16 protein-coding genes are annotated in these 16880 nt (G+C 43.7%); 9 read left to right on the forward strand and 7 right to left on the reverse strand.

The window, feature by feature from the left end; all coding sequences use genetic code 11:
- Positions 1 to 26 precede the first annotated feature (26 nt).
- The 7 genes from C9I43_RS15800 to mutM all read left to right on the forward strand — a co-directional run bounded on the left by C9I43_RS15800 (position 27) and on the right by mutM (position 6246).
- Positions 27 to 839, forward strand: a complete 813-nt coding sequence (locus tag C9I43_RS15800; RefSeq protein WP_107884421.1) for an ABC transporter substrate-binding protein — start codon at positions 27 to 29, stop codon at positions 837 to 839.
- Positions 836 to 1543 carry an ABC transporter permease gene (locus tag C9I43_RS15805; protein ID WP_076501377.1) on the forward strand — a complete coding sequence of 236 codons (708 nt, stop codon included), beginning with the start codon at positions 836 to 838 and terminating at the stop codon, positions 1541 to 1543. Before C9I43_RS15800 ends, C9I43_RS15805 begins: the two co-directional genes overlap by 4 nt.
- A gap of 3 nt (positions 1544 to 1546) precedes the next feature.
- On the forward strand, positions 1547 to 2257 hold the full coding sequence (locus C9I43_RS15810) for an ABC transporter ATP-binding protein (protein ID WP_107884423.1): 711 nt from the start codon (positions 1547 to 1549) through the stop codon (positions 2255 to 2257).
- Entirely contained in the window at positions 2241 to 2834 is a 594-nt protein-coding gene (mobA, locus tag C9I43_RS15815; RefSeq protein WP_107884425.1) for a molybdenum cofactor guanylyltransferase MobA, read from the forward strand. The genes C9I43_RS15810 and mobA overlap by 17 nt, the downstream gene beginning before the upstream one ends.
- Positions 2835 to 2862: 28 nt before the next feature.
- Positions 2863 to 4677, forward strand: coding sequence for a bifunctional molybdopterin-guanine dinucleotide biosynthesis adaptor protein MobB/molybdopterin molybdotransferase MoeA (locus C9I43_RS15820; protein ID WP_107884427.1), 1815 nt, complete (start codon positions 2863 to 2865; stop codon positions 4675 to 4677).
- 262 nt (positions 4678 to 4939) lie between these two features.
- Positions 4940 to 5395 (forward strand): hypothetical protein, encoded by a 456-nt coding sequence (locus C9I43_RS15825; RefSeq protein WP_107884429.1) that lies wholly within the window; start codon positions 4940 to 4942, stop codon positions 5393 to 5395.
- Positions 5396 to 5430: 35 nt separating this feature from the next.
- Positions 5431 to 6246, forward strand: a complete 816-nt coding sequence (gene mutM / locus C9I43_RS15830) for a bifunctional DNA-formamidopyrimidine glycosylase/DNA-(apurinic or apyrimidinic site) lyase (protein WP_107884431.1) — start codon at positions 5431 to 5433, stop codon at positions 6244 to 6246.
- 63 nt (positions 6247 to 6309) lie between these two features.
- On the opposite strand, the gene C9I43_RS15835 is transcribed toward mutM, so the two are convergent.
- Together C9I43_RS15835 and coaD are read right to left on the reverse strand one after the other, a co-directional pair.
- Positions 6310 to 7785, reverse strand: a complete 1476-nt coding sequence (locus C9I43_RS15835) for a capsule assembly Wzi family protein (RefSeq protein WP_107884433.1) — start codon at positions 7783 to 7785, stop codon at positions 6310 to 6312.
- 77 nt (positions 7786 to 7862) lie between these two features.
- Positions 7863 to 8354 carry a pantetheine-phosphate adenylyltransferase gene (coaD, locus tag C9I43_RS15840; RefSeq protein ID WP_076501391.1) on the reverse strand — a complete coding sequence of 164 codons (492 nt, stop codon included), beginning with the start codon at positions 8352 to 8354 and terminating at the stop codon, positions 7863 to 7865.
- A 506-nt stretch (positions 8355 to 8860) separates the two neighbouring features.
- Between coaD and C9I43_RS15845 the strand changes: the two genes are divergently transcribed.
- Positions 8861 to 10702, forward strand: coding sequence for a DUF3413 domain-containing protein (locus tag C9I43_RS15845; RefSeq protein WP_107884435.1), 1842 nt, complete (start codon positions 8861 to 8863; stop codon positions 10700 to 10702).
- Between the two features lie 163 nt (positions 10703 to 10865).
- Here C9I43_RS15845 and C9I43_RS15850 read toward each other — a convergent pair whose 3' ends face one another.
- From C9I43_RS15850 to C9I43_RS15865, 4 genes are all read right to left on the reverse strand, one after another.
- Entirely contained in the window at positions 10866 to 11630 is a 765-nt protein-coding gene (locus tag C9I43_RS15850) for a glycosyltransferase family 2 protein (protein WP_107884437.1), read from the reverse strand.
- A 37-nt stretch (positions 11631 to 11667) separates the two neighbouring features.
- A complete protein-coding gene (locus C9I43_RS15855; RefSeq protein ID WP_107884439.1) occupies positions 11668 to 12738 on the reverse strand; it encodes a CDP-glycerol glycerophosphotransferase family protein in 1071 nt (356 codons plus the stop codon).
- Positions 12739 to 12823: 85 nt separating this feature from the next.
- A complete protein-coding gene (locus C9I43_RS15860) occupies positions 12824 to 13531 on the reverse strand; it encodes a glycosyltransferase family 25 protein (RefSeq protein WP_107884441.1) in 708 nt (235 codons plus the stop codon).
- 75 nt (positions 13532 to 13606) lie between these two features.
- A complete protein-coding gene (locus C9I43_RS15865; protein ID WP_107884443.1) occupies positions 13607 to 14650 on the reverse strand; it encodes a glycosyltransferase family 9 protein in 1044 nt (347 codons plus the stop codon).
- Positions 14651 to 14748: 98 nt separating this feature from the next.
- Between C9I43_RS15865 and C9I43_RS15870 the strand changes: the two genes are divergently transcribed.
- Positions 14749 to 15504, forward strand: a complete 756-nt coding sequence (locus C9I43_RS15870; protein ID WP_076501405.1) for a 3-deoxy-D-manno-octulosonic acid kinase — start codon at positions 14749 to 14751, stop codon at positions 15502 to 15504.
- 52 nt (positions 15505 to 15556) lie between these two features.
- Here C9I43_RS15870 and waaA read toward each other — a convergent pair whose 3' ends face one another.
- The gene (gene waaA, locus C9I43_RS15875) at positions 15557 to 16822 is read right to left on the reverse strand and encodes a lipid IV(A) 3-deoxy-D-manno-octulosonic acid transferase (RefSeq protein WP_107884445.1); all 1266 of its coding nucleotides are present in this window, start codon (positions 16820 to 16822) and stop codon (positions 15557 to 15559) included.
- Between the last annotated feature and the right edge of the window lie 58 nt (positions 16823 to 16880).

The raw sequence follows: 16880 nt of genomic DNA on the forward strand, positions 1-16880 counted from the left end.
ATCCTATTTTCTGCCAAGGAGTACCCATGCTAAATATGAAATCACTACTGAGTTTGGTTGTTGCAGCCAGCTTTCTTACTGTTTTACCCGCTCACTCGACTGAAATTATCAAATTAGCCACGACCACCAGCACAGAAAACTCTGGTCTACTAAAAGAACTATTACCTAAGTTTGAAAGTGAATCAGGCTATAAAGTTCAAGTCATCGCGACTGGCACAGGTAAAGCCCTGAAACTAGGTGAACAAGGTGACGTAGATTTAGTCATGACTCACGCACCTAGCGCCGAAGCAAAATTCGTTGCCGATGGTTTTGGTGTTGAGCCACGTGGCATCATGGAAAATGATTTCGTGGTACTTGGTCCTAAAAATGACCCTGCAAAAATTCGTGACAGCAAAACTGCCGAAGAAGCCTTTGGTAAAATTGCAAAATCAGGTGTACATTTTATCTCTCGTGGTGACAATTCAGGCACTCACATCAAAGAGTTAGAAGTATGGAAAGCAGCAAGTGTGACACCAGACTTCAAAGGTTACACTTCAGTAGGCCAAGGCATGGGTAAAACTCTGCTAATGGCAAACGAAATGCAAGGTTATACGCTGTCTGACCGTGGTACTTTCGTCGCTTACAAAACTAAGCTAGATCTTGGTGTTGATTTTGATGGCGGCAAAACCTTAGCCAACCCATACCAAGTCATTTTAATCAACTCAGCGAAATATCCAGATCTGAACCACAAAGGTGCTAAAGCGTTCAGCGACTGGTTGATCAGCAAAGAAGGCCAAAGCATGATCAATAACTTCAAAGTTGAAGGCGAGCAATTGTTCAAGGCAACTTATAGCGAATGAACGACGGCTGGCTAGCACTATTACAGCAGGCGTTAAGCCTGCTGTTTTCATTGGATCCCGATGTTTGGTCCATTATTTCGATCTCGTTTTCGGTTTCTTTCGCAGCCCTACTGATCACTTTGGTTCCTTCTATGGTGCTCGGTTTCGTGCTGGCGTTTGCCCCCTTTTATGGCCGATGGGTCATTACTAACTTAGTCCAAACCCTGCAATCGATTCCTACAGTCGTTATTGGCTTACTGGTCTATCTATTACTCACACGTAATGGCCCACTGGGTGATTTGAAGTGGTTATTTACCCAAGAAGGCATGATCCTCGGACAAATGTTGATCTGCGCGCCCGTATTAATCGCACTGAGCCAAGCCGCATTTACCAGTGTAGACCGCAGAGCCTGGGAAACGTCACGCACCTTAGGTGCCTCTTGGTTTAGTGCGGTTTGGACAGTATGCCGCGAATTGCGTATGCCGTTACTGCTGGCGATAGTTGCCGCTTTTAGTCGAATTTTGACCGAGGTAGGCTGCTCTATGATGGTTGGCGGTAATATTTTAAACGTAACGCGTAATATCCCCACCGCCATTGCACTCGAAACCAGTAAAGGCGACTTCGCTCAAGCGATTGCCCTCGGACTTGTGCTACTCATCTTAGCCTTAATCCTTAACTTTGCTTTAGGTAGTTTACGCGGCAAAGCGATGCCAAGGAGCCATTAAACAATGACTAAGGTGAAACTTATCGCCCGTGACTTAGAAATGTCCTTTGGCACACGGCTGTTATTCAAAGCCGATGCGTTAGCATTCAGCCAAGGAGATGTGATTTATCTGCAAGGCGATAATGGCACCGGTAAATCGACCTTGATGAAGATTCTCGCAGGCCTAATACCGCCCACAAAAGGCAATATCGAGACAGTGGGTTTTGCCAAAAATACCTGGTGGCGACGCAACCCTTTATTAGGCAAAGCGGTTTATCTGCACCAACATCCTTATTTATTCGATGGCACAGTAGAATATAATCTTACCTATGGGCTAAATTTCAGCTCAGAAACCAAAGCCAAGGCGAAACAACGGATTACTCAAGCGATTGAGATGGCGCAGCTAGGCTCGCTATTACACGCCAGAGCCAGTAACCTCTCAGGCGGTGAAAGACAGCGTCTCGCTATTGCGCGCGCTTGGATCCTCCAACCTAAACTACTAATGCTTGATGAACCAACGTCTAATATGGATAAGGATTCCCAAGAGCTAGTATTAAAAATGATCCAACAACTCAAACACGAAGGCACAGGTATGTTACTGAGTAGCCATCAAAATTGTGCGTTAACCGCTATCTGCGAGCAACAGTGGCACATAGAGGGCGAACAGGTGATGACCGCTTATCCACATTCTCAATCTCTGCCAGTACAGGAATCCTTATATGTCATCACAAATTGATGCCGTTATTCTCGCCGGTGGTATGGCACGTCGCATGGGTGGCGACGATAAAGGTCTCGTCGAATTAAACGGCGAAGCCATGATTAAACATACAATTGATAGAATAAAACCTCAGGTTAAGGAGATCCTGATCAACGCAAATCGTAACCAGACACGTTATGCTGAGTTTGGTTTTAAAGTGATAAGCGATGAACACAGTGGTTTTCTCGGCCCCTTAGCGGGTATGATCGCTGCTATGGGTAATACTGATGCCGAATACTTATTAGTCGTACCCTGCGACTGTCCGTTACTACCGCTTGATCTTGTACCGCGTATGTTAGCTGCAATTGAAGCCGAAGGTGCTGAGTTAGCCGTTGCTAGTGACGGTGAATATGAACAACCCGTAGTTATGCTGTTAAAACCTAGCTTACGTGATTCGATGAAAGCCTTTCTTGAGGCGGGTGAGCGTAAAGTAGACTTTTGGTATGCCAAGCATCACTTCGTAGTCGCGTCGTTCGCCGACCAGCCTAACGCCTTTGTAAATGTGAATACGCCTGAACAAAAACAACGATTGGCCATAGAAATAACCAAAAGCTAGGTTCCAACAACTCAAATTAGAGGTGCAAATGAGTAACCCCTTCGTCAATCCGCTCGCTATTCCCGTTCTCGGATTTTGTGCCTACAGTGGCACGGGGAAAACCACTTTACTCAAGCAGTTAATCCCTGAATTAAATCAGCGTGGTTTACGCTTAGCCGTGATTAAACATGCGCACCATAATTTCGATGTGGATATTCCCGGCAAAGATAGCTATGAAATGCGTAAAGCCGGCGCACGGCAAATGCTAGTCGCCTCCCATGTTCGCTGGGCGTTGATGACAGAAGATGTCCGTGATGGCGATCCTGAGCTAGTCCATTTGCTTAAGCAAATCGAAGCCGACAAAGTAGATATCGTGTTAGTCGAAGGCTTTAAAAAGCTCGCATTACCTAAAATTGAATTACACCGCGCAGCCCACGGCAAACCTTTTATTTATACCCAAGATGAAAATATCCTCGCTATCGCCTGTTGCGATGACACCCAGTTGCCGAGTAACGAGCTTCCCAGTGAACTACGCCGCCTCGACCTTAATAACATCGGCCAGATTGCTGACTTTGTGATGGAATATGCCCAACATTGGCAAATACCGCGCGTATGTTTACCTATAACCACAGTAGAAGCCTGCACCATTGGTGATAACAAAAACCTCAGCGTGAGCCAAGGCCTAGCGCAGATATTATCTAATGTCTCATCCGTAACAGAGGTTGAAGAAATAGGTTTAGATGCCCTAGATAACCGCGTTCTTGCCTTCGATAGTATTTCGCCCATCGACGTCCCGCAGCAAACTAATTCAGCGATGGATGGCTACGCCTTTGTTTACCAAGATCCCATGCCCACCACCTTAAAGCGGGTAGGTGAAGTCCTTGCTGGTCATCAATACTCAAACACGCTTAACGTTGGCGAAACCGTGCGTATTATGACTGGAGCCACAGTGCCAGCTGGCGCAGATACTGTGCAGCCCCGTGAGCTAGCCACTGACATCGACGGTATAGTTACCTTTGAAGGCCACATTCAAGCGGGTCAACATGTTCGACTCGCTGGCGAAGACATTGCAAAAGACCAAGTGGCATTAACAAAAGCCACTCGGCTAAGCGCCGCCGAACAAGGTCTACTGGCTTCACTTGGGCTCAATCGCGTCAGTGTATATCGTCGTCCAACCGTTGCAGTATTCTCCACTGGCGATGAAGTGAGCCAGCCAGGTGAAACGCTCAAAGCCAACTGCATTTATGACTCAAATCGCTTTACCATTAAAGCCATGGCAACACGCCTAGGTTGTGAGGTTATCGATTTAGGCATTATTGAAGATTCAGAAACCGCCCTCGAAGCAACACTCGCCAAAGCAGCAACTCTAGCCGATGTCGTCATCAGCTCGGGTGGTGTATCTGTCGGGGATGCAGATTACATTAAAACGGTGCTTGCTCGCCTCGGTAATATTGATTTCTGGCGTATTAATATGCGCCCAGGTCGACCACTCGCTTTTGGCAAGGTGGGTGATTGCCTGTTCTTCGGTTTGCCGGGTAACCCTGTCGCGGTCATGGTGTCTTTCCTGCAATTTGTACAACCTGCCCTGCGAAAATTAGCCGGTGAAGCAAACTGGCAAGCGCCATTATTCCCTGCCATTAGTGATGAAACGCTGCGAAGCCGCCAAGGCCGCACCGAGTTTATTCGCGGCATTTATCAACTTGGCAAAGATGGACGCCTGCACGTGAGCAGCACTGGCAGCCAAGGCTCTGGCATGTTGAGCTCTATGGTCAAAGGGAATTGCCTCATCATCATAGGTGATGATGCAGAAGCCGTTAATGCCGGCGAAACTGTTTTTATTCAACCATTTGCAGATTTACTCTAACATCGGGCGAGTTTTTTATAAGCCTCACGATGGATCCCGTTGGCCGTAAGGTTGGATACTTACGGCTGTCGATTATTGAGCGCAGAGATGTTTGCTGCATAGATTACATGCGCACGAACTTGGCTTAATGAGGGACAAATCCCGCATTCTATGAACGCGATTGGCGGTTAAACACCACCATTCGATAGCTTGCAGGGCTAGCATCTCAATTTTGCCGTGATAGACTCAAGTTATCGTTCCATATTTAGCAGCGCACATCCCTATGGCTTTAACTCGTAAACAATGGAATAACATTGTCATTATCGCCTGTATCTTTATGGTCGCAGTGCTGACTTTTATTGATAAAAAAACCAATAATGTTCCGAGTGATGCTCAGTTATTATTTGACGATAATGCGCCGCTCGCACAACTGCAACTCGATGGACTATGGCTACATAAACAAGCATCGAAATGGAGTTGCGACACTAAAGTACTTAATTGCGATGAATGGGCCAATGCCTGGCAAAGCATACGAGTATCGCCCTTAACGGCCGCACCTGAAACCACGGATACTCCTCAAGAATTAGTGATACAGATTGCTGATATCAGTGATTTTCAACTGTGGATCTATTTCCCCAAGGAAGGCGCCCTTAAATCTCCTGCAGGCAATTGGTACTTAGTACCACCGAGCTTACGAGCTAAGCTGCAACCTATTCTCGATGCGAAACCCGCAGCATAATATCGCTTCCTTTTACTTAAAATAAGACAGAACCCATGCCGGAATTACCAGAAGTTGAAGTTACCCGTCAAGGTATTGCGCCATTCCTTGTTGAGCAAACCGTGGTTGATCTTGTGATCCGTAATGGTTCACTGCGTTGGCCTGTACCTGAAATCGCCAAGCAGATTATTGGTCAAGTCATACGCCAAGTGCGCCGCCGCGCTAAGTATCTGTTAATTGATACCGATGCAGGCACCAGCATAGTACATTTAGGCATGTCGGGAAGTTTACGAATTTTGCCCCACGACACCCCAGTAGAAAAGCATGATCATATCGACTTAGTGCTAGCTAACGGTCGCCTATTACGCTTTAACGATCCAAGACGATTCGGCGCTTGGTTATGGTGTGAACTCCCAGAAGAAGCTCATCCATTACTCGCTAAATTAGGGCCTGAGCCACTAACTGATGCCTTTAATATTGCCCAATTAGCGGCCGCTTTAGCGGGCAAGAAAAAGGCCATCAAACTTTGCCTAATGGACAATCATATCGTGGTGGGTGTTGGTAATATTTACGCTAATGAAGCTCTGTTTGCGGCGGGTATTCACCCAGAAGCCGAAGCGGGTAAAATTGATATTGAACGTTTAAGTGTATTAGTCGCCGAAGTGAAGCAAATCTTAGCCCACGCCATTAAACAGGGGGGCACAACACTGAAAGATTTTACCAATGCCGATGGTAAACCGGGCTACTTTGCCCAAAAACTGCATGTCTATGGTCGCGGCGGTGAAACCTGCACCAGTTGCGGTAATCTGTTAAGTGAAATCCGCTTAGGCCAACGCAGCACAGTATTTTGCGGCATTTGCCAAACACGCTAACGCTACTCAAGGCAAAGCGGATAAAAAAGCCTGCGATAATGCAGGCTTCTTTAATCATGAATGCTAGAACCGATACTCAAAACTGCTAAAGAGTGTGGCATTGGTATCACTGTCTTCAACCTCAAATTCTGATTTAGATACAGTACCACCTAAGCTCCACATGCCTTTCCACAGCGGCATCCGATAGGAAAGCTCAAGCATTAACAAATCTTCTTTAGGTGGTTGTGGTGCCCAAGTTGTCGCTACGTTTGAACCATCTTTATTCAGCTGCGCATAACGTAATAATGAGGTAAACCCACGGCTATTGGTCAGTTGCCCCACCAATCCGACAACAAATACTTGCGCATCACTGTCATAGGTTGAACCCAAAGCGCGGCCATAGTAACGAGAGCCACTGAGATAGACAGGATCTTCATAGAAGCAATTGGCACTATCACCATCACACTTGATATAAGTATCTGAGTACTCGATAAAAAACTTAAACTGTTTAGCCGTTGTGCCGAAGTGTGTATCGATACCCCAAAGTGAACCGCAGTCACTGCCATTTTCACAACTACGTTCTAGGTATAAGCCAACAGGAATATTGCCCAATGTGTCGGCATAGCGCATATCGATACTTTGGCTTCTGCGGCCTGCATCTCGTCGCTGATCTGGCGCGCAATTACTAGCGCCATCAATACACACAGAACTACTCGTCACCGAGTCCCACCAAGAGTCAAAGTTACAATCTTGGCCTTCACCACAAAACAGCGTTGACCAAGATAGACCGATTTCCAGTTGTTTAATCGGTCTGGCGCTTAAACGCATATCCCACTCAGCCGTTTTAGGCACGGCGCGATCAGCCTCCATCAGGCTAAACCCGGTTTTAAATGTCCAAGGGCCAATCCAAGATAACCATGGCGTTTCAAAAGCAGATGCATTATTGCGACTCAAGGTCAGCGACGGCATAGAGCGCGCATTGTTAGAGCGGTGCAACGCAGAATCAAATCCGGGTCCCCACCATTGCTCAACCGAACCTAGGGTTGCAATCCAGTTACCAAAAATGATCGCAAAATAGGATTCATCAAGACGAAACTCTTCACTATCCTGAGGATCATAGGTTTCTGCCACGGTCGTTTTATAAGCAATACGTGAACCTAAGTACTCATACGAGCCCAGCACTTCGCCTTTTTCACGATAGTCAGAGCCATAATGTCGAAAGCGAGCAGGATCAGACGCGGCCGTCACTTTTATACGTGCATTAGCGTGATTATCAACGGCATTTTGATAATAAAAATTCACTCGCGCAAAGGCTTGCACTAAAGAGGCAGAAAGTAACTCTGGTTCAACTTTAGCTAAATCACCACCGATACCTGACCACATCAAAGGATACGTATTTACAGGCACTGTAATGACGCCCGCATCAGCCAGAGCTTGAATATCCGTTCTAAGATAGATATCAGAAGCATCGACCCAAGGCGCGGCGGTAAGTACAGAAGAAAAAAGCAATCCCGTGGCCACGCTAGTCGCGAGCAGTGTTGGAGTGAAAACAGCCTTCATAACATCCTTTTAGGTATCATCGCGAGGTAAAACTCGCCTCAAAGTTAACACGAAATACTGACAAAACATGGACTAATTTAAGGTTGTGCCAGTTTAAGCTTTGCGTTTAGTGCCATCGCCACTTCAGGGTGAACAAACTGCCTTACATCGCCACCATGTAAAGCGACTTCCTTTACTAGGGTTGATGAAATAAAGGAATTTTCTTCAGCGGGAGTTAAAAATACACTTTCCAGATTAGGGCTCAGCCTACGATTCATATTCGCTAATTGAAATTCATATTCAAAATCAGAGACAGCACGTAGACCACGTACCAGCACACTCGCATTTTGTTTTTTAGCAAAATCGACTAGCAGGCCAGAAAAACCAACCACTTCAACATTATCCAAGTGAGCAGTGACACGATTAACCAATTCAACCCGTTCTTCTAGGGTAAATCTTGGCTGCTTAGAAGGATTGGCTGCAATACCAATAATCACATGCTTGAATAACTTAGCTGCCCGCTCGATTAAATCGGCATGGCCATTAGTGATTGGGTCAAACGTCCCTGGATAAATCGCTCTTGTGTGCATAGTAAAAGTATATTCCCACTTTTATCAATTCAATAAGGGTATAAAGCATCCCGTTACTACATCATAAAACGGCTTTACGACTACAGAAAACCAGCCTTTCAAAAGATTAATTAACTTTAAAAATCAAACAAGTAAGCAATAAAGCTAACAATGATACTGGCGCGTATTATATACTAGATCCAATTTAGATATCTGACGATCATAATTCAAAGCGCAATAATTGAAAAATGGCTTTCGACAGAATCAGTAACTGGATGTCAGTCACACCCAACAAGAAAAATAAATTTAACTTGAAGATTAATGTCTTATGTGTTTTTTGCTATATGTAAAATAGATTCATCTTCAAAAGCAGAGTCAATTATTAAAAATGCTAGCCAAACATCACGCGAACACGATAAACACTATAAATCAATTTCTTATAGCTAAACCGATCCTGTTTCAAGGTTAACGCTTAGCATCATGAACCATTAAGTGTTTGCTATAATTTTTAGTATAAAGGTATTCCAATGATAGACAGTTCTCTTAAAGTAAAACTTCACACTCATGGGTGGTTAATACTTTTTAATTCACTCATTGCGATGATGATTGCTAGCCGCTATTTTACTTTTCTACCTGAACTACCAAGCGATAGTCTGGGGATTTTTTTCATATTTGCCAGTACTTTTTCACAAATGAGTCTACTCGCGGGGATTGCGGGATTAGTCACACTGCCACTCATTTTCTTACCAACGGCATTAAGACGATTCCTTCAATCAGGCACGGCCGCGTTAGGCATTAGCATATTAATCATTGATACTTTTGTCTTTGCTCAATATCGCTTTCATATTAATGCAGTGGTACTCGATTTAATTCTTTCTGGCCAAATCGTTAGCTTTCCATGGCTAACTTGGTTAATGGTCGTGATTGGAGTGAGCGCTCTTTGGTTGGGCGAATGGCTAATTATTCGTCGCTTAGACGCAACTCCTCTACAGCAAAAAACATTGAGTCGCTATTTTTTAGCATTAGCGATTATGACGCTGCTATCAACCCACATTGTACATATTTGGGCGGCAGCGAATGCATACCAGCCTGTCACTCAGTTAAAACGCTATTTGCCACTCTTCTATCCAGCAACGGCAAACAGCTTGATGCGTAAATATGGATATATTAACGAATCAGCAATAGCTCAACAAAAAGCTCTTACCTTAAAAAGTAAAAGTGATCTGCGCTACCCAATCGAACCGCTGAATATGGTACCTATATCAAAACCCACTAACATATTATTACTGGTGATTGATTCTTGGCGTGCAGATACCTTTAATGCGGATAATACGCCCAACCTATGGGAAATAGCACAATCTGGAGTCGTATTTAACCAGCATATTGCCTCAGGAAACTCAACAAGGGCAGGTATTTTTGGTCTTTTTTATGGCATGCCGGGTACTTATTGGCATGCCATGCTAGCAAACCAACAAAGCCCGTTAATAATAGATAGACTACAGCAACTCAATTACCAGATGGGGATTTTTACTTCGGCACAGTTACATAAGCCAGAGTTTGACCAAACTGTGTTTGTTAATATTGATAACTTACGCATTAGTTCATCTGGTGAGAGTCCATCATCGCGAGATGCAAATCTCGTTGCAGATTGGACAACATGGTTTACGCAACGCGATACTCAGAGGCCAGTCTTTTCATTTTTGTTTTTTGACTCACCTCACGGTTATGATTTCCCTAGTGATTACCCTCACCGCTATGAACCAATGCTAAGTGAAATTAACTATTTACAGTTAGATGATGACTCAGATCCACAACCGTTCTTAAATCGCTACAAAACCAGTGTTCATTATGTTGATAGTTTAGCTAAACAGGTATTACAAACGCTGAAGTCATCTGGTGAGCTTGATAACACGCTAGTGATTATCACCGGGGATCATGGCCAAGAAATAAATGACAATAAATTAAATTATTGGGGTCACAACAGTAATTATACTGACGCTCAAGTAAAAGTGCCGTTTGCGATAGTGGCACCTAACATGAATGTTGAAATGGTATCAAAAAACAGCAATAAGCTTACAAGCCACCAAGATTTAGTCCCCACGTTAATGGAAAATTATCTGGGTGTAAAAAGTCCGATTAACCATTACTCAGTAGGCGAAAATCTTTTATCTGAAATACCAGAACGCCCTTGGACCATTTCCTCGGATTATAACGGCTTTGCCATAATCACTAACGAATCAATTTTAGAGGTGGGTGCCGGAGGCCAATATGAGCTGCTGGATAAAACGAATCGACCACTAAAAGATCAACAACCAAATTTTGACTACTTACAACAAGCGCTGGAACAATTAAGTCGCTTCAATCGATAGAAATACAGAGCCATGAATTAGCTTAAAAAGCGTTGTTGACCTATCATCGAAAAATGATAGGTCAACAACGGGCTAATATGGTTGAAACTTGCGTGAATTTATTAATTTCAAGCGCTTACAGATGCCGATTACGCTTTGGAAGCGAGTATAGACTTAATGAATATTAACGATTATTTTCAAGCAACCATAAGCCTACGTATTTGTTAAAGCTCACCTGTGCATAGGTCATAGCAACAATAAAGCCAACACTGCCATCTAGAAAGCCACGCCGTAAAAAGTAAATATGAAAAAATGTCCACACTCCCCTGAGTAAAGCTAGGGTTAGTCCGTGGGATTTTTTACCTTTACGAAAATATTTCTGCGAGCCAAGCCAAGCATATTGCGCCGCTTTATTCAGTCCATGACCGTAATCACGATGGGTATAATGCAATAACAGTCCTTTTAGCTTACCGATATTGCCGGCCGCTGGGATTACGGTCTCATGGACTTCATCAAGGGTATAGCGTGCGCCATCACGTTTAAATAAACGTAAAACCGCCCGAGCGCTGCGCCCATGCTTTAGGGTTTTACCATACAGGGTAACACCCCATGGTAAACAAAAAGCGGATTCTTTAATCTCTTCCTGCGACAACAGCGCAATAAGAGCATTTCGCATCGTCTCATCCAGCGCTTCGTCAGCATCAATGGACAGCACCCAATCACCACTCGTTTGCTCTAAAGCTCTCTGCTTTTGTTTACCAAAACCAGGCCAATCAGTAACTGTGACTTTATCGGTATATTTCTGGCATATCGCCAGAGTATTGTCTGTCGAACCGCTGTCGAGCACGATAATTTCATCGGCAATATCCGTAACCGACATCAGGCAGCGCTCTACACGATCCTCTTCATTTTTGGTAATTAACATGACAGACAACGAGTGTTTTTTCACTTTTTTACTCCAATAATATTAGCAAGTTGCTCGATTACTACCGCCAGCACTTTAATTTCCAATAGCCTAATTTTCGGCGTAACTTAAACATCCGTACCAAATTATAAGGCTTACGCACTCTTTCCCTATCAGGGTTATCAATAAGCGCATTAGTTGCAGCTAAGACTCTCTCACTGGATTTACCATCATTATATGGATGCATTTGTTGGCAAAATGCTTCAATACTTGCCATCAGCTTTGGTGGGTAAGTTAATGCATGCTCGATGGTTGATTCAACTTGATCTTCAGTATCTACATTTAATAAATAAGCGGCATTGGTTCGATTTCTAAAAGTCACAACGGGTTTCTTCAATAAGAGAAATATATTTAAAATTGAAGAAGTATCACACAACATAACGTCCGCAGCTTGAAGCAAAGGGATCACATTATCAGTTTCAACAAATGTTAAGTTATCACTGACAATGCCTTTGTATTGATTAACTATTTCACTCGGCATTTTAGGGTGAAATTGAACGAGGATACGCCAATTCCCTTTTGCGGCAAGACGACTCATAAGGGTAAATAAGTGAGGTGCACAGCTTAACTTTTGTGAAAAAGTCGAACACATCAGTACCGTTTTACGCGTATCAGATGGAACGATATAAGGGTTATCGACTACCGGCATAAACAGCGGATCGAGCATAGGCCAGCCCGTTTCTTTCACCACAAAATATTTATGCTGCGCCGCTAGAGCTTCAAATCTTTGAGTGGTATTAGGACCTTGAGTACAGTACAAATCAAAGCAGTCACGGATTTCGAAATGATCTTCACGACCTTTACGATTAATTTTACCCGCATTAAAGCCATGAAATACTGCAACTTTAATACCTGGAATAAAGTTTGGCACCACGTTACCAGGAACAAACACCGCATCTGGCTGCCACGAATTTACCGCATCAATACTGAACAAACGCTGCTCATCCGCTTTTAAGAATGCAGAGTTAACCTCATTACCCTCTAAAAACCAACTAACCTCACCACCCTGAGCCAGGATTACAGCTTGAAGTGGCCGTAAAATCGCATAAGAATAGTTTTGTGAAATGTACATCAAATAGCGTTTTGCGATCATATCGTATATTTTATCCTTGATGTAAATAAACTAGCTAATATATCAAGAGTTCAGTAGCAAGCACTGAGATAATAGTAATGATAGTTCATCGAAGTCTTCTTATTGACTCATATAGCCTGAATAGCTCGGCATATATCTTCCTATAAAAGCTTATATTATTTTTGTTTTTTCGGTTATAACCGATTGTTGATGGAATTTTTGCGCGATAGCAAATAAATGGGTTTAAACTGAATGTTTTTATACCATGCAGCCATGGTTTTTCCATAAAATCATCTACTGGCTCAATAAATTTTTCACTTGCATTAATAAATTTTTTTGCTGCACAGGGAGTAAGCATATATCCAGTATTATAACAAACAGGTTTGATATAGCGCCCAATAACATGATTCTCATCCACAACCTTTTTTTTAATGAACTTTGAAAGCTTAAATGGTATCGATAATTTGATATAGTTAAGTTCTGATATATGTGTAAATGTATTCTGTAGAGTTATTTTAAAATCATCGGTAAGATCAGCATGATCTTCAAATATAACAATAGGCTCATCGATCTCGACACATTTTTCCCAAAGTAAAAAATGACTGGCATAACATCCAATTTCACTATCAAGTAACTTGTAGCCCTTTCTTTTTATAGTGATGTCATTAGCAGCTCTTTCTGATAATTTAAAACCTAATAAAGAAGAATCAACGGCATTAAAGAATTCGAATTCAACATCAGCTTTATTAAATTTAGCTATCATTTGGGCTCGTCGTTCTGTTGAGCGCTCTAAACTGATTACAAATATCTTCATACAAATCTCAATACTAATTATATACGGTCATGTATTTAAATTAACTACGCACTTTCACACAAAGTTAAATATGTCTTAAGTGAGTGTCTGCTGAACTACAAGATCAAACTTCTCAATGACGGCTTCAACACTAATCAAAGCCATCAGCTGTCCACCTTTAGCGCGAGTTCCCCACTTCACCTGGTTGCTGTGCGAAGACGCGATTGCCGCGTCATAGACACTCACCACATATTGCTGCGATAAATAAGGCCCTGTACGCCCAGGGTTTGAATGGGCATATAAACCGATCACTGGCGTACCTTGGGTAACGGCCATATGAGCAGGTCCAGTATCAGGTGCAAGCACTAGGCTTGCGCGTTTTAGCAACGCTAATAATTGAGTTAAACTCGTCTTACCCACTAAGTTATCAATTTTAGAGGGGCAAGCTTGCAAGATTTGCTCGGCCAAATTCTTTTCAAGTGCCGTTGGCCCACCACACAGTATCACCCTAAATCCTTTGGAAATCGCATGACTCGCGACAGCAGCATAACGCTCTGATAACCAGTTTCGTTCCGCCTTGCTAGCTGCAGCACATATGATCAAGACTTTTTCATTATCTTTAATCTGCGTTTGGGCAAACTCAGTGTCAGCAATCGGAACTGGAATATGCCATTGAGGAGTAAGATCCTTAACACCAATCGCTTTAGCAAACCCCATAAAACCTTCAAGCACATGGGGTTTCGTTAAAGGTTCAACCCTGTGATTTGTCACTAACCACTGGCCTTCTTTAGCGCGAGCGCGATCAAAACCTATGCGTGTTTTAGCTGAAATAGCTAATGATGCTAGCGTTGCACGCAGCGCAACCTGCATGTGCAGCAATACATCAAAATGCCGCCCCTTTAAGGTTTTACGTAAATTAAAATAGCTACGCCAGCCTTGAGACTTATCAAAGATAACAAACTCGATATGGGGTAAATGCTTCAATAATTGATATTCAAGTTTACCGATCACCCAAGTGATTTTTAGCTCGGGATATTGTCGCTGTATTGCCTGCACCATCGCCACGGCGTGGCATACATCGCCGATAGCTGAGAGCCGGAGCAAACAAAGTGAATTCATAGTATTAGGATTTAAACTCATTGGGATTAAAGCTAATCGCTCTTAAGGTTATTTGTCGCAAGCTAAGGATCTTAATGTAGAATGGCCCGAGGTGCCACGCTTAAGTCAACAAATCTCCGATGAATGCTGATATAAAGATCATAAAAACGCCGCAAGGCCACATGGCTCTTTGCCAAGATACGCCTAACGATATCGTTCCGACTTGGTTCTCGGTGGACTTTTGGCGCGCGAAAAATGCGGTTGTCGGCTCATCTAAAGGCCGTTATACCACTTGGTTTGTGGCATTAGAGCACAACCATTGGGTGTTACGTCATTATTGGCGCGGCGGCTTAATGGCCAAATTCAGTAAAGATGCTTACGTTTATACGGGTTTGGAAAACACCCGTGCGATGGCTGAGCTACGTTTATTAGATATTTTGTATCGCGAAGATTTTACAGTGCCTAAACCGATTGCAGCGAACATAGTGCGTACTGGATTATTTTACCGTGCCGATATCATTATCGAACGAGTTGAGGGGGCCGAAGACTTAGTTGCTAAACTTAGCAAAGGGATGATGAGCACAGAGCAATGGCAGGCTTTAGGCGCCACTATCGCCCAATTCCACCAGCGCGGTGTGTACCATGCCGATCTCAATGCTAAGAATATTTTATTCCAACCAATGCAGACTGAACCCATAGCACCGGAGCGCTTTTATCTTATCGATTTTGACCGTGGCGAATTAAAAACACCGAGCCCGCAATGGCAAAAATCGAATCTAGATAGACTGTTACGTTCCTTCAATAAAGAACAAGGTAAACTCCCCCACTTAGCCTTTACCGCGAATAACTGGGCATCTCTGATAGAGGGATATCAAACGGCAATGCTCAGTATGTAAACTCTCTCATCTTATCCATACAGTAAGGTTACCGCTTAATTCACTCGTATTATTAAGTGGTTAATAAAGATTGCACGAGAGTAAATTGCCGCTGTAACGTACCGCGATTAGCCTCAACCACAGCCAGTCCAGCATTAGCCGCTTGCTGGCAAAGCTCAGGTTTAGCAAAATATTCAATTAAGTTATTGCCTAGCGCTTGTGCTGAATCAACCACTCTAAGCGCACCTGCACCTTCAAGCATTTGGGTAATTTGAGCAAAATCTCTATGATTGGGCCCCACCATCACGGGGACACCCATAGCAACGGGTTCCAAGGGGTTATGCCCGCCGTGATAAATCAATGATCCCCCCACAAAAGCTTGATCCGCAGTGCCATAAAAGGTCAATAATTCACCCATGGTATCGCCCACCAGCACTTGTGTCGTAGCTGTTACGGGAAGATTATCGCTACGGCGAACGGACTCAAAACCTTGGTTGGCCACAACGTCAGCAACGGCAGCAAACTGTTCAGGATGACGCGGCGCAATAATCAGTAAAGCATCGGGCCATTGCGTGAGTAGTTGCCTATGGGCTGCCAGCATGGCGTCAAATTCACCGGGATGCACACTGCCAGCAACCCAAACGGGTGATGATTCGCGCCCCCAAGCTTGGCGTAACTGTTTTGCCTTGGCTAACTGCTCAGGCTTAATACTGAGATCAAACTTCAAACTGCCGCAGACTGTCACTCTATTTGGTAATGCACCTAAGTCGATAAAACGCTGCGCTTCCACCTGAGTCTGCACTGCAATCACATCTAAGCGTTGCAACATAGGTCGACTAATTTTAGGATACTTAACATATTGCGCTGCCGATTTTGCCGATAGGCGTGCATTAGCCAACATCAAACGTACACCTTGTTTTGCTGCAGTAGCGACTAGGTTAGGCCACAGCTCAGTCTCCATGATAATGCACCACGTAGGCGAGACTTGGCGTAAAAAGCGCCGTACACACCAAGGTAAATCAAAGGGCAAATAGCAATGTTGTACGGTATTACCAAAGGCTTTACGTACCTCGGCAGAACCCGTTGGGCTAGTTGTAGTGACAGTAATACTTAACTCAGGGTGTGATTGCATAATCAAGCGGATCAAAGGAATTGCCGCGAGCGTTTCCCCCATAGAGACGGAATGGATCAATAAATCTGTCGATTGGAGCTTTGTTAAGCCAAAACGCTCAGCCCAACGGCCGCGGTAATCAGCACTTTTAATCGCACGAAAGGCGAGATAAACGATTAGCAACGGGGATAATAAATATAATATCGTGGAATAAAGGAAACGATTCATTAAAAACGTGCTTATGAGTTTTGCCTGATGAATAGCGGCAATGTTAGCATAATACCCA

Origin of the sequence: Shewanella morhuae, from assembly GCF_003028295.1 — a bacterium.
Classification (GTDB): Bacteria; Pseudomonadota; Gammaproteobacteria; order Enterobacterales; family Shewanellaceae; genus Shewanella; species Shewanella morhuae.